The following is a 17,244-nucleotide window of genomic DNA, read 5'->3' on the forward strand; positions in this document are numbered from 1 at the left end:
ACAAAGAACGATTATAGAGGTAAATGTTATTCTTGTTCAGCACCCTCTAGTGGTCGATAAAAGGTATATATAAGATTTCAACTCAGGATCATGCGTGTATTTGTTTTGTTATTTAATGCTGGAACTGAGAACGAGGGCATTCACTCCTTACAAAAGCAGGTTTCCACCGATGAAGGCAGTTATACACAAGATGTAGTTCTGGCTTTTGAAGAGGAAGACGACGCCACTCGCTTTGCCTTAATGCTGGAAGCTCAAGATTTTCCAGCAGCCACGGTGGAGGGATTTGATCAAGAAGAGATTGAAGCATTTTGCGACAGTGCGGGCTTAGAACTGGAATTAATTCCCGTGGGCTCCCTTGCTGTACCGCCAGAGGCTAATGTCGATAAAACAGACTGGCAACCGGATCAACCGGAAGCCGATGTTAATGATTTAGATCAAATTCGTCGTCGCTTAGAGAATCTGCTGGATTAACCCGTTACGGTCTGCAAGGGTTTCCATGCTGGGTTACTTTCTAGTTGTTGTCATTATTATTTTGGGTGGTGCGATCGCGACTTTGGGCGATCGGATTGGTTCGAAGGTGGGCAAAGCTCGCCTCAGCCTCTTCAACCTCCGTCCTAAAAATACTGCCATTGTCATTACGATCATGACGGGTGCAGTGATTTCTGCCCTTACCTTAGGGATTGTATTTGCCTTCAGCCAACAGTTTCGGGATGCCCTGTTTCGGTTTGATGATATCCAGAAACGGAGTCGGATTGTCCAAAAGGAACTGGCGGAAACCCAGGCAGAGAAGGACTCCATTGAGGTTAATCTCACGCGGTCCCGCACCAGCCTTAGCCGGACCCGGCAACGCCTTAGGACGGCCAATCGTTCTTTGGTCAAAGCGATTACCCGAGAAAAGCGGATTGAACGCCAACTTAAGCAAACCCAAAGGCGCTTTCTCCAGTCCAAGCAGCAGATTACTCAGTTCGCGGGGCAAGCGAGACAGTTGCGATCGCAAATTCAATCCCTTCGCACAGAACAAAAAAACCTCCGAGTTCAGCGCAATCAATCTGAAGCCCGGCTCAAACAAGTTAACGCTCAAAAAAGGAAACTCGAAACCGCGATTACTCAAGCTCAAACACGACTCCGCCAAGTCGAGGTTCAAAAGCAGGAGTTAACCACAACGATTACAAAAGGGCGTCAGGAACTTCGAGCCGCCAATCAACAACGTCAACAACTCCAACAAGACGTTCAAGCCCTAGAAGCCAATCGTGAACGCTTAGAGAAAAATGTCGAATTTCTCCTATTGGGGCTACGTCGTGGCACCATTGCCATTCGCACTGGGCAAGTCCTGACCTCAGCGGTGATTCAAGACATTAATTCCAAAGCCGATGCGATCCAAGCCATCAACACGCTGCTCACCCAAGCCCGTCAAAGTGCGATTGCCTTGTCCAATCTGACAGACCTTCCGAATGAGCAGCAGGTTGTTCAAATGCGGCAGTCTGACGTTGAGCGGCTGGCCATTCGCATAGGGGATGGAAAATCTTATGTGGTCAAAATTCTAGCGGCTGCCAGTTATTTACAAGGAGAACGAACCATCTTTGTCGTTCCTCAGTTAGCTGCGAACCGAGTCATTTACCAAGCCGATACCCGAATTGCCCGAATTTCTGTCCAGCCCGCTCAAGTGAGTGATGAGCAACTCCTACTCCAAATTGAGCAATTGTTGAGGGTCGTCAATCGGCAAGCTATCGTTGCCGGTTTCTTGCCAGATCCCCTGACAGGTACCGTGGGTACCTTTCGACAAGTAGATTTATTCCGATTTATTTTGGCGTTGAAAGATCGGAACGATTCAGGTCCTGTCGATATTATTGCCATTACTCCGAATACAGTACTGACCGCAGGTCCACTAGCCATTGAGCTAATTGCGATTAAAGATCAACAAATCATTCTTCGAAGTAACGCTCCAGAGCCGTCATAAGCTAGGCCTAACCCGTCAAGTTGCTGATGGCATCTTGGGTGACTGCGGCAATCGCTTGATCGGTGGCTTTCGGCAAATGATAGTAGTTACCCCCTGCATTTTGGGCCAGCTCTTTGGCAAATCCAGTGGAAATAAACTTGTTCTCGGTATCAATCACCAGCAATTTCAAATTCAAGGCTCGAATGCGACCCGCAATTTCTAACAGTTCAGCCTTAATATCAGGTTTCTCCCCATCTACTGGCGGTTCACCCAAGGATGTTGTCAAGGGAATATTACCTCGACCATCCGTAATCGCGACCAATACCACCTGACCAATATCCCCGGATGAGAGGGCATTCATCCCCACCCGAACCGCTTGGGTCAAGCCGTGGGCTAAAGGAGATCCACCGCCACAGGGCAGCGTATCCAAACGGCGGCGAGCGGCTTCGATAGACCGAGTCGGGGGTAGGAGTACATCAGCCCGTTCCCCTCTAAAAGGGATCAAAGAAACCTGATCTCGATTTTGATAGGCTTCCGTTAATAAGCGCATCACGGCCCCTTTCGCCGACTGCATCCGGTTAAGGGCCATAGAACCTGACGCATCCACTACAAACACGACCAATGCTCCTGCTTTACGAGCCAACCGTTTGGTGCGGACATCGGACTGCTCAACAATGACTCGCCGATTCGGGTGGCGCAACCGCCGTGCCTTTTGGTAGGGAGCTGCCGCTCTCAACGTGGCGTCAACAGCAATTCGTTTAACACCGCCCTTGGGCAACATGGGTTTGACATAGCGTCCTCGATCTTCCGAAAAGACAATACTCCGACTACCTGATTTCCCTTGTCGGCTAGCATTTTGGGCAAAGTATAAGACTTGGGGATCGAGGACAACACCATCGGGATCGAACACAAATTCTTCGGGAATGCTGGGGGGCTCTTCTGGTTCCGGTGGATCTTCTTCGTTTTGATCGTCCTCTTCTTCTTCATCTTGATCTGACTGATCGGAATTATCTTGTTGAGGTGGAGGGGGAGGTGGGGGTTGTGGTTGTTCTGGGGGTGGGGCATCAATGACCGTTGCCCGAGGGACAATCACTAATTCAACAGCACGCCGTAAATCTTCTGCAGTGACTTCTGAACGGCCATTGAGGGCCGCATGGGCTTTGGCTACACGAACGGCAAATAGTTCGGCTCGATGACCTTGCACTCCGCCTCTGAGAGCTTCATCCACAAGATAGACAATCTGAGAGTGTTGAATCTGAACATCCTTGAGCCATTCTCGCGCCAGCAAAATCTGAGTTTTTAAATCATCTGTTTCATCCTCATACTGTGCTAAAAATGCTTGAGGAGAATTGGCATAGGCAGTAGCCTGCTCCACTGCCTGAACTCGCAGGTCAAGGCCCAACATCTGATCGGCTGAGAGGGAAATAGCGATACGATCTAGCAGATGTTCCCGTAGAGGACCTTCTTCTGGATTGTAAGTGGCAATAAAAATAGTAGAGCAAGGATGTTGGAAGCTGAGCCCCTCGCGTTCGATTTGATTTCGACCTTCCGTTAGGCTAGTCAGCAATAAATTGGAAATCTGGTCATCCAGTAGATTAATCTCATCCACATATAAGACGCCCCGATTGGCCTCTGCCAACAGTCCGGGTTGAAATACGGTTTCTCCTAGCTTTACGGATTGGCTAACATCCACAGAACCTAACAGCCGATCTTCTGTCACTCCTAAAGGAACCTGGACAAATGGGGTCGGAATAATTTCGGTTTCGGGTTGGGGCTGTCCATCCACTATCGGAATGGCACCAGCCTCTAGACTGGCCAATAGGTCATCATCCCAAGCAGAAGTATCCTCTGGATCGCCTTGGCAGATGGAGCCTTTGACCACTTCGATGGGGGGGAGAAGGGCATGAACCGCTCGGGCCATGACTGATTTCGCGGTCCCTCGCCGACCCGCAATAACGACCCCGCCCAGAGTTGGATCAACTGCTGTGAGCAATAATGCCAATTTAATCGCTTCTTGACCCACCACAGCTGTGAGGGGAAAGGTGGTTATTTTTTGGGGAAGTTCAGCAACTGGCATAGAAGATTTCATTGGTGTTCAGACCTTCAGAATACCAAGATCCATGCTTCAAAGGCGTTGTTTCAGGATTTTGTCTGCCCCATTACCTCATCTCAACGGATGAGAGATCTTAGAAACGTAGCGGCAACCACCGAACTATGCCAACCATCACTAAAGTCATTGCTAGCTGAGCAGAGGGAGGAGCGAGGGCAAAACTGCATAAGCTACTTAGGAGACCCGCACAGGTTGCAGCGATGGAATGGACTTCTTCAGCTCTTCTCAGTTTGATGGCAAGAGCGATACAAACAACAGCTATCACCAGAAAGAAACCACTAAACATTACAAACACCTCTTTCAAATGATGTTGTTTTGGATATAAACAGAAAGTAAGTATTTATTAAACTCAATCTAATGCGAATTAATCATTTTAATCAGTCTATCATGAGTGGACTGAGTATTTTTGCTCATCGATTGTGATTTCTTATCTGTTTCATTCAAATTCTTAAATCAATGGCACTGACTTAAGCTCAATCAAACAGCTAGCTTATCCCTCTTTTATCACTTTAGACAGATAAAAAATAGACTATTCTCAGTTTCTATTTTTCTAATGAGTGATGTCAGCTTCAAGAAGTCCAGAACCAACCATTGGCTTTGTTGATGAGTACTGCCAACTATTTGCAGAGTTATTTCCCCAAGTCCGCAGTTATGAAGCCTTCAAGCATCTCCATCTGGGGATGATTAGTGATATCAAACGTAAATCATTGCCCGCCATTGCAAGAGCAGTGGGCTTGGAGAACCATCAAAGCCTGCATCATTTTCTGAGTGAATCACCTTGGGTAGCGTCACATTTGTCTGACAAGAGATTGGACATCATCTTGAAAATACTGGATGGGCGCAGGTTAATTCTATTGATCGATGAGACGGGCGATTGCAAAAAAGGCAAGAGTACCGACTATGTGAAACGGCAGTATATCGGCAATGTGGGCAAGAAAGAGAATGGCATCGTCGCAGTCACTGCCTACGGGCTGTTTCAAGGGATGATTTTGCCTTTGTCCTTTGAAGTGTACAAACCCCGAGAACGTCTTAAAGAGGAGGATGAGTATCTCAGCAAACCCCAAATTGCTGCTGGAATGATCCGACAGTTGCAAGGGATGGGCTTTTGCTTTGAGCTCGTCCTGGCTGACAGCTTGTATGGGGAAGCTCAAACAAACTTTGTGAATGTCTTAGAGGAGTTAAAGCTGCCCTATATCCTAGCGATTCGTAGCAATCATGCGGTGTGGTTACCCGCAGAACAAGCAGTCTTTGCCGAACCGTGGCAGTCATTTGAACGAACCTTCAGCAATGGCACCACTGAAACTCGTTACAGGCAAGAGATCATTTATGGCCAGCGACACCACCAGAAGCGCTATTGGCTATTAACCACGGACCCCCAAACGCTACCAGAGAACTCAACCTCTTATGTCATGGCAGCGGCACCCGAGATCAAGCTGGATGAAATTGGGGATTGCTATGGCTTCAGAACTTGGATTGAGTATGGTCTCAAACAGTCTAAAGATACCTTGGGTTGGGCTGATTTTCGCATGACGCACTACGAACAAATTGAAAAGTGGTGGGAGATAGTGATGAGCGCTTTCTTGATGGTGAGTTTGTTCGCTGATGTCTTCAATGACTCTTGTCCAGTGGCACATCAACACTTTGCGCAGCATCCTTGGTGGGATAACCAAAACGGGTGGAAGAATCTGCTCAATAATGTGCGCTTGATCATTCAACCGTTAATCAGTTGGAATCTTCTAAAGCGCTGGTTAGAAGTCTTTCCCAGCCGTGCTTTGAAAAAGGGGTTTGAGCAACTCACATCAAAGATGGAGGCATTTTGCTGTCCACTGGTGAGGAAATTGCTCAAGCATCCTGATTTTCTCTCTGTCTAAAGTGATAAAAGAGGGTTATACCAAATCCGACTTACTAACCCCCGAAACATTTCATCTGTCAAGCTGGCCACCAATGGTAATGAGTTAGAGCTTTAATGTCCGATTGCATTGTCATTAAGGTTCGACAGCGCTGCTCGAGAACATCTTCGAGGTCATCCAGGGTCTCAAAACACTGATTAGCCAGTGGCTCGTCCGCTAGCCGCCACAACCGTTCAGCTGGCTGTAGCTCTGGAGAATAGGGGGGTAAAATCTTCAGATGAATGCCAGGTGGCACCACCCGATTCTTACAGGTATGCCATCCGGCTCCATCCAGAACGAGAAGAATCTGTTTGTGCTTTCCCGCTCCAACTTGCTGAGCAAAGCTTTGTAGGGCTTGATTAAACCATTCTCCATTGACCCGAGGTAGAATGAACCATTCGGTATCGCCGGTTGCGGGATGAACGAATCCGTATAGATAGGTCCATTCATAGCGATGGTCCACCTCAGCAATTGGACGCTGCCCCACAGGCGCCCAAATCTTTCGAATAATGGGTTTAAGGCCTAATCGGTGTTCATCAAAAGACCAAATTTCGACCTGAGCATCACGATAGCATCGCTCTAATTCTGCTTTGTATTCAGGAAGTTTTTTTAAAGGCGGCTTGGGCCTCCGGTTCACCTTTACGATGATGAGGACGTGGGCATTGCAGGGACTGCTCCAATCGCTTGAGATAGTCCCAACCCCGTTGGGGCCAAACCTTATCGACTCCTGTCATCTGAGCGATGACCTGGGCTACTTTGGGTCCGTTCCATAGACCACCGTCGGCGGGTGGTGTTTGTAGACGAGTCAACAATTGTGCACATTGGTCTTGAGTGAGAAGACTGCGAGATTGATGAGGTCGCTTATCTTTGCGTCGGTTGTGTAACCCATGGGCGCCATTGTGGTTATACTCCCTGACGATTTCTCGAGCGTAATCGTAGTTGAGACCCACCACTTGAGCTGCGTGAGTCAGGGTTGTTTGCTCACTGACGAGCCATAGTAGATGCCAGCGGCGCGATTCTACTGGGTCTTTGCTGGCTCGATAATGAGACTTCAGCTCGTCAGGCGAAAAATGAGGTTCGAGATATAGTTTTCTTGGCATTCTCTAATAATGCATCATATCGGGGTTATATAAATCGGATTTGGTATTAGCTTTGAGAGCAGAGCGAGGTTGTCGCATTCGCGGGAAAGATTTGGGTCTGCGTTTGACGACTCTCGGTTCGTGCCGATTCGGTCGAGAGGGTAATAGATCGGCTGCCATGGTCTCAAGTAGATGAGTAAACAACCGCTTTCTGGTCGCACGGTTGGCTGTCGCCAACAAAGCAAGCATCTGATTGAAGTGTTGTCGTGCTCCTTGCACAGACAGTTGAGTTCTAGCATTATCTGCTAGCGGTGCCGCAAGTTCCATGAGACTTCTGAGTAGGTTATAGCCCAACAAATGTACCCAAATGTCCTTGCGCACCATATCCGGAGTTTTGGCACTGAGCATCTCCATTTTTAAGGTGGTTTTGAGATGGCGCAGATTGACTTCCGCCACTGGCCAACGCCAGCCATACAAGCGAGTCAGTTGCCCAGCGCTGTAGCGTTGAGCATCCAGCAGCGTCGTCACCACAATAATGTGCTGGTCGCGAAAGCCCTTAAGGGATAAGCGCAAACACACCTCTCTAACGACCAATGTTTGAGGAATCAGGGCAAAATCTTGCTCACTCATGTGCTCAGGCCGTTGGGCTGGCTTATGCCATGTCACCTGATGATCACCAATGCCATGCTTGTTGCCTTTGCGGAAATCAGTCTTGCGAGCATGATGTTTACGCAACACTCCATCAGCCCTGTGTTGTTGAATGATGGCTAGATCAACATAGCTGCCATAAGCTTGGTCCGCCATGACCACATCACCGACCTCAAGGTCTTGATAGAGCAAACGACTCATGACAATTTCACTGGTGTCCCAGGAGGCAATACAAGCTGACGCCACTGCACCGGTAACCAAACAGAAGAACACTACCAAGCGAGCGATGGGAAAACCACAGCCTGCTGTTTGATTGCCATGTTGTGGATATGATGCTTGGTTGGCCGCACTATCAGCCATCAACACGGTGGTTCCGTCGTAGACCTTGACGGGCCGACCACACCAGAGGTGCTCTGGGGAGAGGGGTTGCGCTAAGCACTCAGCGCTTTCGGGAATTAAACGTTGCAACAGTGACTCTGGAAAGCGACTTCTGGCTTTGCTGTAGGCTCCGGTATCAGATGAGGGCGGTTGGATGCCAGCCGCTGTGAGCCAAGTCGTGATGCATTTGACTGTGTTACGAAGGCTTTTATCGGCTGATAGCACTTGGTAAAGCATGGCCCACAGCGTAACGATGGGGCTATATATCCGGTTGCGATAGGAGAATGCTTCTTCTTTCAGGAGTTCCTCTAACCTTGAGGCTGGAAGGATATCTGTCCACGGTAAACCCAGGCTTTGGGAAAATTGCTGCTTGAGAATTTCGGCTGACTCAGACATAGTGAAAGGCAGAAGTTTATGGCGTGCAAGTCTTGATCCTATATCTATCAAGACTTGTAGCCTTTTCCTGACTTCTTAAGTCAGTGCCATTGATTCTTAAATAGCTCTCACGGCTAACGTTATTCAGGGCAGATATTGCTTTCCGGATTTTTTGGTGTGTCTACCAAAGAATTTTAGGTTGCAGCCTAGATAAGAATAGAGACTTCAACTTACCCCAATATCGGGGGGTATGAGGGCTAAGTGTGGGTGGTCAGTAACTAAGGCTAATTCAAGTTCCAGGAAGGAAAGCTGAAACAAAAATTCTTGTATACCCGGGCTTCTGGTAACACTCTTGTTTCTCGTGAATTTCTAGTGCTTTTGAATGACTTCCTGTGAAATTAAATAGTCTTGGGAACTAACTGGGTTTAACCCAAAAAAATCACTAAGCTTAGTGAAGAACCAGCTCAGTGAAATTTTTGTTTATTGCATAAGTCTCTTAGGATATTCTCTAAAGAAACTTAAATTTTTTGTGAGATCAACCCAAAAGCCTATTAAGGCTAGTTCCATACAGTTACTTTTTTGGGATCCTGAAACTCAGGAATATTGATTAAAAGTTCCACTTCATTTAGAGGATTTCCAAGTTCATAGATCGAGTTCTTCGTTGTGACATAAACACGACCTTTTTCAGAAAAATACCCTGTGACGCTTGAGGTATTGATCTTGACACCCTGGGTATATTTCTCATGATTATGAATGCGACCTTTAATGATGACTCTGCCGTTTTTACATAAGCCTACCCATGACTCAATTACTGGAACCCCCTTAAAGTCATACTTTGTAACCTTTCGACCTTCAGAGGAATGATCGAGAAAAAAACCAGTGATATCATCAACGGTAACCATGGGGATCGAGGGGAAAACGAAAGGGGACAACAAATACATGTATGAGTTGTGTATAACTTAATTGTATTGCCCTTGTTTTTTGCTCCCTTCAGTAATATTCCTGATCTTTTAAATATTTTTCCCAGGATAGCCACGTATTGAATTGACTAAATATGTGGATTTTTATTTTCTGGTCACATAATGAGCTTAATATTGAATTCAATATGTGATCTCAGCCCAGGCAAGAATCAGAATTCTAATTCTTGCCTGGGCTGAGACCTATATTTTCTTACTAAAAAATCCAAGAAAATGTGCTTAGGTTGAACTGAGCTTATGTAGGGTTTGCTGAGAAAGTAAATTGAGCAAATTCCATGCATCAAATCGTACAAGCAACCCATTTGTGACGGCCAGAGCCATATCCTTTGACTGGCCCTAGCAAAGCCCCAAGGAAGTCCTGACAGCTCCATAACGCTTTCCAAAACCAGCAATCCCACCCCAAAAATGAACGATAAAAAGTGGCTGAGCCACCGCTCCAGATTCATGACCAAGAACGTGATAGCAATCGCACTGGCAGCCGTATCCGCTAACTTCGCCATCACTCGATTCAAGCCAAACCGTCGCTTGGCCTGCCCAAACTTACCCTCAATCTGGACCCTCACCTTTTCATCCTCACACGCTTGTTGCTTGAGTTGGGTCTGTACTTGTGGGTCTTGTTGAGGTCTTCCTAACGGCGGTCCACTCAAGCGAATCCCCCGAGCTTTACACCATCGTCGATTAGCCCGAGTCCGATAGATTTGGTCAGCATGGACTGAGAAAGGATAATGGCCAAAGCGACGACGAAAGGCTTCCACTTGATGTTGAAGATGCTGGGATTCATTGAACGCATCCCAACTCAAGCGCTCCAGAAACACACATCCACGCACACAACTGAGGGATAGCTTGGCTCCAAACTCAACGGGTGTTCCAGCTTTGCCTCGGACCATCGGTCGGACATGAGGCTGACTCATACTGACAATCCGGTCGTCCACTCGACGTACTGACTGTTGATACATCCATTCTTGCTGTCGAAAGACTTCATGAATCACCAGCAACAGACGGTACTGCCGCCGGGACAATTGGGATAGGGAAGCCCCCAATGTTATCAACCCATCAATATGGGCTAGATTGCGACGCACATAGCCCAACTGCTGACGAATCCCTTTACGAATCAGCTTGCGGCTCGGTTGACGTTTTTTGGCAATGGCCAGATAGGCTTTGCGGGCCTTCTGGCGGTAGGTGCGAGGTTTGCACTTGAGGGACAGCATGACTTGAGCATATAAAGCATCGAGGATGGCTTCGCTTGCTTTGCGGGCATCATTGAGCAAATCCAAGTCTGTCGGATAGCGAATATCGGCTGGTGCACAGGTCGTATCTATCAACAATTGGCCCTGGTTGGGAGGGGCAGGAGGCTCATCTTCATCATCGTCAGAGGGAGGAGATGACTCAGGGGACATCGCCACAGGAGACCCCTCGGATGCCAGCACAGAGTCCACGACTGCGTCATTGACTTGAGCTAGCAGCTCTAGATTCAACCGTTGGCGAAAGTGAACCAGCATGGAGGCATCAAACGGAGCACTCTCTCGATATTCACTAAACCCCAGAAAGTACTGCAAGTAGGGGTTCTCTCGAATCTGTTCTACGGTCTCTGCGTCGGATATACCCAGTTTCTCTTTGATGATTAAGGTCCCTAAGGCCACACGAAAGGGTTTGGCAGGTGCCCCCATGGTCTGACTGAATTGGTCTGCATATTCTGACTCAAAGCTCTCCCAAGGAATCAACTCGGCTAGTTTGACCCAGCGATTCTCTCCTGAAAGTTTCCCTCCAAAGGGCAAGTAGAAGTTCTCAAAGGACAGTTGACCGGGGGATGGACGGCGATACATCGGGTTGCAGGTGCAAGGGTTTTAAATATTTTGAATGATTTTCCTTGCACTTCTCAAGGGCCCTCAACACTTGGATACACTGCAAATATTGGAACTTAGACTTCCGAAGCAAGCCCTATGTAGTTAAAAATTAATCTAAATAAAAACAGTAGAATCCAGTTTAATAAACCGTGACTGGAGTAAAGCAAACTTTATTGCTTTCAGGACTGCTGATTTGCCCCACCTTTGCGGTGACTGTATAGCAATGTTGTTCTCCAGCCAATCCTTGCATTTCGGTTGAGTTACGACTGTCTGAACCAGTGTAAATTTTGGACTTCTGGGACGTGGAAGGAATTTCCTGATTCACTTCAAAAGTGACGCCACTTAGAGCACCGGACCACTGCCAATTTAACTCGATCTGGTTGGTGCCAGGTTGTTGAGTAGCGGTTAAAACAGGGCTAGGTTGGCTAGTTCCTGTGCGGGACGTTGCAGTACTGCTCAATCGATGAATTTCTACATCGGAGATTTGGCTACGCATAATTAGATTAACTTGACTGCCCTGTACACAGGCTTGAAACCCCCCTTTCCCCATCATTACCCCTGGTGTAGGACAGGTGGGGGTGTTATCGATTTCCGCTGCGATCGCATCCACTAAGGTATCGCTAGCAACGGGGTTACTACAGGGATTGATACTGCCATCACTGGCGGGAACACGACCATACCGGTGAATGGAGTTGGGGGCAAGCCAGTCTTGGGTACTGGGGCGGATGTCATACACGACCTGATCATAGGTCGCGGGTTGAGGTGGAGGTGAACCTGCATTAGGACCTCCAGCAGGACAAATATCTGGAACCTGGGAGGTGATGGGAATTTCTAAGTAAAGTACGGGGTTACTCCAGTCCGAAGCTTGTAAACCTGCACTGGTCAGCATACTAGACATGGAAGAGGCATCCGTTGCCTTCATCATTTGGGATTGGTTAATACGTTTCGCCATCCTAATTTCATTGCTAATGAAATCGAAAGCTCGGCTTAAGTCGTGGCGTCAAGCCGCAATCGCTTCAGTCCGGTTGTTGGCTCGGGTTGCTGCAATCACTCCAAGTCCTGCGACACTGACGACCAGGCTAGTAATGACAGCTGCAACCAAGAGTTCCACCAAAGTAAACCCATGGTGAGTGGATAAAGTCTTTTCAGATGGCAGCTGATTCAAACCATCTCTCCCTAAATGGTGCTTCATTGCTCCTCCCAGTTCTCGGCAGTGCAACGGCCAGAGTCCGTAATGGCAGCTGGACTCATATCGCCTTGATAGGTACCAATACGGGTTAACCCTAAAGTATTGGAAATCGCAATACAGCGTTTAGTGGCTTTGGAATCATCAGGACTGTAAAAGATAATCTTGCCACTAGGATCTGTTGGTGTTTGTTGAGCACTAACAATCGCAAATTCAGGGTTGCCTAAAACACCATATTTGATCGGGATGCTGGCTGATGGCCCAGGACTAGAGGGCGAATCGTGTCCACCATTTCCTGACTCATCTTTATCTTTGTTTTTGCAAGTCCCTAAACCTAATCCTTTTTCGGTATTACCTTTACATTTAGCGATAACCTGAACGATCACCCCCGCTTTAGATGCTTTTGCTTCAGGAACAGGAGCCATAGCGATTTGGGAGATAGTTTCACCATCGCTCAGTCCTAGAGAGGGTTGCACATCTGAACCAATTAGAACGGGCTGCCCTTCATTGGTACGGGCTGTGTTTGAGTTTGGATCTGTCAAATTAGTTGCGATCGCAACATCCGTTTCCAAGGTGCGATCACCCGATTTGAGACAAGGTCCAGTTATTTTCCCTTCCACAAAATTGAGGGTTAGGGTGCAAATTTTATTGCCTTTAATGGCTTCTCGTTGAGTTTCATTCAATGCTGTGCGGACTTCCGCCATTGTCTGCTTAACTTTGGCTCGGTTCATGGTCGCCATAATACTCGGGGCTGAGGCAGTGGCAGCGATGCCGATAATGGCACCAATGACCATTTTTTCAGCCAGAGTAAACCCCGTCTCTGAGGGTGAAGGTCTGAGTTTAATCAATGGATACAAGCGGAGCATGGCAATTTGCAGCAGAAGAATGAACATAAATAAAAGAGGGCTTTCAGCTTCAGGGGGGACAAACTTCCCATCCCCTATGAGACTTGCCCATACTTTGACAAGAAATGGATTAAGGCATCTTGGTCACAACCTCACCCGTTGCCAACTTTTCACATAGCCAAACTTATTCTTGGGAGTAATGCCAATACCACTGACCACATCTGCCAAGCTGGATACATCGTTGGGCACTCTAATGCCGGACGTACTGCCATTGGTCGTGATGATGTCAAAATCTTCAGAAGGTACGCTGCGGGTATGGGGGGTGATGTTAATCGAACTGACGACATCCTCTACCCAAGCGACGCCATCAAAATTAGTATTTCCACTACTGGGACAGCCGTCTCCTGTCCCTTGTAAATGGAGATCATTCTCCGTGTTATAAACAAATGCGGTATCAATACAGGATTGATCGTAGAGTTCGATGGCGAGATTTGGACCAACTGCATTGTGAACAATAATCCTTAGATCCCCCACTCGTGGAAGTTGCCCATCCGTGCGAATGTTGCGCAGTTGAGCATTGCCTCGCAATTCAAAGGATTTAGTTACGTAAAGGTAAACTGGACCATCTGTCGTGTCCACATTCACCACATTCGTACCATCCAGTTCCAGTTCTTCAATATGGTAAGGGCTGTCTGCAGCAGTGAGAGTGGTACTACTCCTGACGCTGCCTAAACTCCTCACAGTTGAGGGTAAATCGACAGAAAGTGTTTGTGTAACCTTGCAACCTACGATGTTACCGGCAATTAAATCCTCAGCAGGACCATCGGTAGCAGTTGAGTAAATGGCATTGAGATAAGCAGAACGATCAACATCATTCGGTGCTGACTTATCCGTCAGGCTGCTGTCCACAGAATAGGCCGGGTCGAAGTAAAGATTGGCATGTTGACCAATAAGGGTGCGTCCCCGAATGTAAGCACCTTCCATTGCCAGAACACCAGGAAAATTCTCTACTTCGGACTGTATAGACAGGGTAGATAGCACATAAGATACTCGTTCTCCCTGCTTACCTTCAATAAGCAGGGTCCCCGTTTGTTCCGTTGGATTATACCGATAGGCTTTGAGTTGGTATTGACCGCCAGAACCCATGTTTCCTGAAGTAGTAACACTAGGAGTGATGGTCGTCCCAGTATCCTCACACGGAGATGAAGTGCTGCCTGTATATCCCGTCCATTCGTCAATAGCCGTGGTTTCTTCATCCCCAGAATTGAGAATGCCATCAGGACCAAGATAGGTGGTTCCAGTTTTGGGATTGATCGTATCGTAGCTTCGAGTCAATAAAATTCGATTATTCGGCTGAGTCATTTGGGACAGCATGCGAGCCATGCCCCCTTCCGACACGGCTAAACTAGCCCCAGCTTCTTTGCGGCTAAATGCGGAGGTGCGATCGCTTTGGGCAATCATGATTGTCGACAACCCTAAAATGACCATCACAAAACCCAGTCCTAGGGCTAGGGGCAAGGCAAATCCCTTATTAGGTTCATTTCCCAGTCTGTTCAGAGCTAGATAGGATGGCTGCCCTAATCGAGATAGAGAGGCTGACAACTTTGGGCTCATTGATTTACCCCCTGTCCACGATCGGTCAGAGGGATGAAAAAGCAACTGCCATTGGAGTGGCTAAGCCAATCATTGAGCATAGAAAAATCAGAAGGGGTTAGATGCCAATGGAGAACACATGGGCAGGACAGTGTTACAGGACAACACTGTTCATATCCTGGCTTTCATGGCCTGTAGCTGGCGACAGAGATTATACGGAATTCCCTCTCAAGAATAAGTATCGTTGCCAGGGGAATTCCGTAATTTTGAGGAGAATCTCTGTTAGATTAGGCCTAAGCTTTTTCTTCACATCTAGATTAGGGTAAGGGCCTACAATCGCATCCGTTGCCACTGCAAAGCCCTACTAAACCGATAGCGCCCTAGATAATCAACCTATTTCAAACGGTCGATTAAACGCTGACCTCTAAAGATTTCGCAATGCCAGAGGTAACGTTGGAGGTAATAACAGCATTGTAGGGAGCGCCAACTTTGCCAATGAAGGGACAAGACAAGGCCCCGCTCTGAACATTTAGAATATTGTGAATCTACCCTTGAACCTTCAAGGGTTTGTAAATATCGACGCTATGCGTGGAGAAGCGTGACAGAAAAGTACCTATTCTTCATTCCACCTCATACCCATAAAATCCAAATAATCGTCCACCTTATAGCCGAACGCGTTGCCAGTTCTGGACTCCGCCAAACCGATAACGAGCTGGCCACTCCACATATTTCAGTAAATCCATCAGACTGGACACATCTTTTGGCACCGCGATTCCAGCTGTGATTCTTGAATTGGCCAAGGGATAATAGGTGTTTTTGGGTTGATCATAGTTGGTGCCATTGAAGCCATTGAGAAAGTTCACATCCCGGTGAACTTCCTGATCCTTGAGGGCCAAGATGGCTTCCATCCATAACACCCCCTCAACATTCGTATTTCGTCCACCTGGACAACCTGGACCGCTGGTCAGCAACCTTAATTCGTCAATCGGGAACCAGAGAAAGGCATTTTGGATGCAGCTACGGTCATAGAGGTTCACTTGACTATTTCCCCTAGCCAGAATGCGCAGATCGCCGACCTGAGGGGGTTGATCGTCTGTCCGAACATTAAGGATTTTGGCATTATCTCGCAGGGTAATGGCTAGCTCTGGATCGGTCCCCCCATACACAACATCAATTTGGACTGGACCTCCCGTGGTATCAACGGTCAAGACGTCATCATTACCTAAATCAATACTTTCGACGCGATAGAGGGTTGGGGACATGCCTCCTACCCCTCTCAGGGTCGTACTGGAAGTGATACGACCGAAGTTGGTTCCTTGAATCGTCGTCGGTAGCTTAGGGGGTAAGTTACAGGCAAAGATTTTTCCTTCTACCGTATCGATGGGACTGCCATCCGCCTCAAAATCTTCCTCATTGGTCGACCAGATGGCATTCAAATAATCATTCCGACTTAGATCTCCTGGGGCGGCACTGTTGGTTAGGGCATCATTGGCTGAGCCGTCAGGGTTGTAGTAGATATTCCCCTTGCTTCCTAGAACCTCTCGACCTCTGAGCGCCAAGGTCCCCGTCTTAAAAGCTCCATTCGTATTGCGGGAGACGATAATACCGGGAAAATTGTCTAAATCTGGGGTTACATTAATTGTGATCACGATTCCCGTGGTCTGATCATTGGTGGTTGCTTCTACGAATAATGTGCCTTGCTGCCGTTTGGGATCATAACGATAGGCCTTCAGAGTGTAGGTGCCATTCACACCGATAGGACCGGAAAACTTAAAATCAGGAGCCCCCCAGTTCATCTGCTGGTGGCAGGGTTGATTACTGGGGTCATAGCTGGTCCATTCATCAATGGGCTCTGTCTCTTCATCTCCACTATTGAAGATTCCATCTGAGCCTAAATAGGTTTTACCCGTTTGGGGATTAATTGTGTCGTAATTACGGTTGAGCAAAATGGCGTTGTTGGGGACTGTAAGCTGGGCTAAAGTCCTTGCCATTCCTCCTTCTGCGGTCGATAAGCTGGCACCCGATTCTTTCCGTTGCCAAGACGTTATGCGATCGCTTTGGGCGGTCATCATCATCGTGAGTCCCAGCACTACCATCACAAAGCCCAAACCCAAAGCCAGTGGTAAAGCAAAGCCGGCATCCCTGCGGTTGGTCGATTGTCTCTGCTGTAACCACCAACGAATCACTGTTGCGGTAAAGGGATTTAGGGGCATCCGTTCGTCCTCCTCTGCAAAGGCAGAGAAATGGCTTGAAACGTCCCCATATCAGGCTTTTTGATCACGCCGCTAGCATGATACCGATCACTGCAATATGCTTCAAACCCAGCCATAGTAAACCTAGAGGAGGTCAGCAGTTCAACTAAACATTACCCAAAAGCCGGAGCC

The 17,244-nt window shown here is 47.7% G+C and carries 14 protein-coding genes; 3 read left to right on the top strand and 11 right to left on the bottom strand.

What is annotated here, in order from left to right:
- Nucleotides 1-90: 90 nt before the first annotated feature.
- Nucleotides 91-471, top strand: coding sequence for a DUF3110 domain-containing protein (locus AM1_RS02310; protein WP_010478141.1), 381 nt, complete (start codon nucleotides 91-93; stop codon nucleotides 469-471).
- Nucleotides 472-496: 25 nt separating this feature from the next.
- Nucleotides 497-1,957, top strand: a complete 1,461-nt coding sequence (locus AM1_RS02315; RefSeq protein ID WP_012161186.1) for a DUF3084 domain-containing protein — start codon at nucleotides 497-499, stop codon at nucleotides 1,955-1,957.
- A 7-nt stretch (nucleotides 1,958-1,964) separates the two neighbouring features.
- Here the strand turns inward: AM1_RS02315 and bchD are convergent, their stop codons facing one another.
- Nucleotides 1,965-4,013, bottom strand: a complete 2,049-nt coding sequence (bchD, locus tag AM1_RS02320; protein ID WP_012161187.1) for a magnesium chelatase ATPase subunit D — start codon at nucleotides 4,011-4,013, stop codon at nucleotides 1,965-1,967.
- Between the two features lie 593 nt (nucleotides 4,014-4,606).
- Here bchD and AM1_RS02325 point away from each other — a divergent pair.
- The gene (locus AM1_RS02325; RefSeq protein ID WP_012160919.1) at nucleotides 4,607-5,917 is read left to right on the top strand and encodes an IS701-like element ISAcma8 family transposase; all 1,311 of its coding nucleotides are present in this window, start codon (nucleotides 4,607-4,609) and stop codon (nucleotides 5,915-5,917) included.
- 58 nt (nucleotides 5,918-5,975) lie between these two features.
- On the opposite strand, the gene AM1_RS42990 is transcribed toward AM1_RS02325, so the two are convergent.
- From AM1_RS42990 to AM1_RS02370, 10 genes are all read right to left on the bottom strand, one after another.
- On the bottom strand, nucleotides 5,976-6,572 hold the full coding sequence (locus tag AM1_RS42990; protein ID WP_238549144.1) for an IS630 family transposase: 597 nt from the start codon (nucleotides 6,570-6,572) through the stop codon (nucleotides 5,976-5,978).
- Nucleotides 6,532-7,035, bottom strand: a complete 504-nt coding sequence (locus tag AM1_RS42995) for a helix-turn-helix domain-containing protein (protein WP_049783679.1) — start codon at nucleotides 7,033-7,035, stop codon at nucleotides 6,532-6,534. The genes AM1_RS42990 and AM1_RS42995 overlap by 41 nt, the downstream gene beginning before the upstream one ends.
- Before the next feature lie 3 nt (nucleotides 7,036-7,038).
- Nucleotides 7,039-8,487, bottom strand: a complete 1,449-nt coding sequence (locus tag AM1_RS02340) for an IS4-like element ISAcma16 family transposase (protein WP_012161189.1) — start codon at nucleotides 8,485-8,487, stop codon at nucleotides 7,039-7,041.
- 485 nt (nucleotides 8,488-8,972) lie between these two features.
- The gene (locus AM1_RS02345) at nucleotides 8,973-9,317 is read right to left on the bottom strand and encodes a hypothetical protein (protein WP_012161190.1); all 345 of its coding nucleotides are present in this window, start codon (nucleotides 9,315-9,317) and stop codon (nucleotides 8,973-8,975) included.
- 227 nt (nucleotides 9,318-9,544) lie between these two features.
- Complete coding sequence (locus AM1_RS02350; RefSeq protein ID WP_012161191.1) at nucleotides 9,545-11,215, bottom strand: IS5-like element ISAcma17 family transposase; 1,671 nt, start codon at nucleotides 11,213-11,215, stop codon at nucleotides 9,545-9,547.
- Nucleotides 11,216-11,375: 160 nt separating this feature from the next.
- Entirely contained in the window at nucleotides 11,376-12,188 is an 813-nt protein-coding gene (locus AM1_RS02355) for a hypothetical protein (protein WP_012161192.1), read from the bottom strand.
- Between the two features lie 48 nt (nucleotides 12,189-12,236).
- Nucleotides 12,237-12,428 (bottom strand): PulJ/GspJ family protein, encoded by a 192-nt coding sequence (locus tag AM1_RS43000; protein WP_012161193.1) that lies wholly within the window; start codon nucleotides 12,426-12,428, stop codon nucleotides 12,237-12,239.
- The gene (locus tag AM1_RS02360; RefSeq protein WP_012161194.1) at nucleotides 12,425-13,315 is read right to left on the bottom strand and encodes a pilus assembly FimT family protein; all 891 of its coding nucleotides are present in this window, start codon (nucleotides 13,313-13,315) and stop codon (nucleotides 12,425-12,427) included. The genes AM1_RS43000 and AM1_RS02360 overlap by 4 nt, the downstream gene beginning before the upstream one ends.
- A gap of 96 nt (nucleotides 13,316-13,411) precedes the next feature.
- Nucleotides 13,412-14,881, bottom strand: a complete 1,470-nt coding sequence (locus tag AM1_RS02365; protein ID WP_041658823.1) for a hypothetical protein — start codon at nucleotides 14,879-14,881, stop codon at nucleotides 13,412-13,414.
- Nucleotides 14,882-15,522: 641 nt separating this feature from the next.
- Nucleotides 15,523-17,073, bottom strand: a complete 1,551-nt coding sequence (locus tag AM1_RS02370; RefSeq protein ID WP_012161196.1) for a hypothetical protein — start codon at nucleotides 17,071-17,073, stop codon at nucleotides 15,523-15,525.
- Nucleotides 17,074-17,244 lie beyond the last annotated feature (171 nt).

The organism is Acaryochloris marina MBIC11017 (assembly GCF_000018105.1).
GTDB lineage: Bacteria > Cyanobacteriota > Cyanobacteriia > Thermosynechococcales > Thermosynechococcaceae > Acaryochloris > Acaryochloris marina.

Excerpts from the sequence above, each read along its gene's own strand:
- AM1_RS02310 (WP_010478141.1), top strand. The coding sequence starts at position 91 with ATGCGTGTATTTGTTTTGTTATTTAATGCTGGAACTGAGAACGAGGGC.
- AM1_RS02315 (WP_012161186.1), top strand. The coding sequence starts at position 497 with ATGCTGGGTTACTTTCTAGTTGTTGTCATTATTATTTTGGGTGGTGCG.
- bchD (WP_012161187.1), bottom strand. The coding sequence starts at position 4,013 with ATGCCAGTTGCTGAACTTCCCCAAAAAATAACCACCTTTCCCCTCACA.
- AM1_RS02325 (WP_012160919.1), top strand. The coding sequence starts at position 4,607 with ATGTCAGCTTCAAGAAGTCCAGAACCAACCATTGGCTTTGTTGATGAG.
- AM1_RS42995 (WP_049783679.1), bottom strand. The coding sequence starts at position 7,035 with ATGCCAAGAAAACTATATCTCGAACCTCATTTTTCGCCTGACGAGCTG.
- AM1_RS02345 (WP_012161190.1), bottom strand. The coding sequence starts at position 9,317 with ATGGTTACCGTTGATGATATCACTGGTTTTTTTCTCGATCATTCCTCT.
- AM1_RS02350 (WP_012161191.1), bottom strand. The coding sequence starts at position 11,215 with ATGTATCGCCGTCCATCCCCCGGTCAACTGTCCTTTGAGAACTTCTAC.
- AM1_RS02355 (WP_012161192.1), bottom strand. The coding sequence starts at position 12,188 with ATGGCGAAACGTATTAACCAATCCCAAATGATGAAGGCAACGGATGCC.
- AM1_RS43000 (WP_012161193.1), bottom strand. The coding sequence starts at position 12,428 with ATGAAGCACCATTTAGGGAGAGATGGTTTGAATCAGCTGCCATCTGAA.
- AM1_RS02360 (WP_012161194.1), bottom strand. The coding sequence starts at position 13,315 with ATGTTCATTCTTCTGCTGCAAATTGCCATGCTCCGCTTGTATCCATTG.
- AM1_RS02365 (WP_041658823.1), bottom strand. The coding sequence starts at position 14,881 with ATGAGCCCAAAGTTGTCAGCCTCTCTATCTCGATTAGGGCAGCCATCC.
- AM1_RS02370 (WP_012161196.1), bottom strand. The coding sequence starts at position 17,073 with ATGCCCCTAAATCCCTTTACCGCAACAGTGATTCGTTGGTGGTTACAG.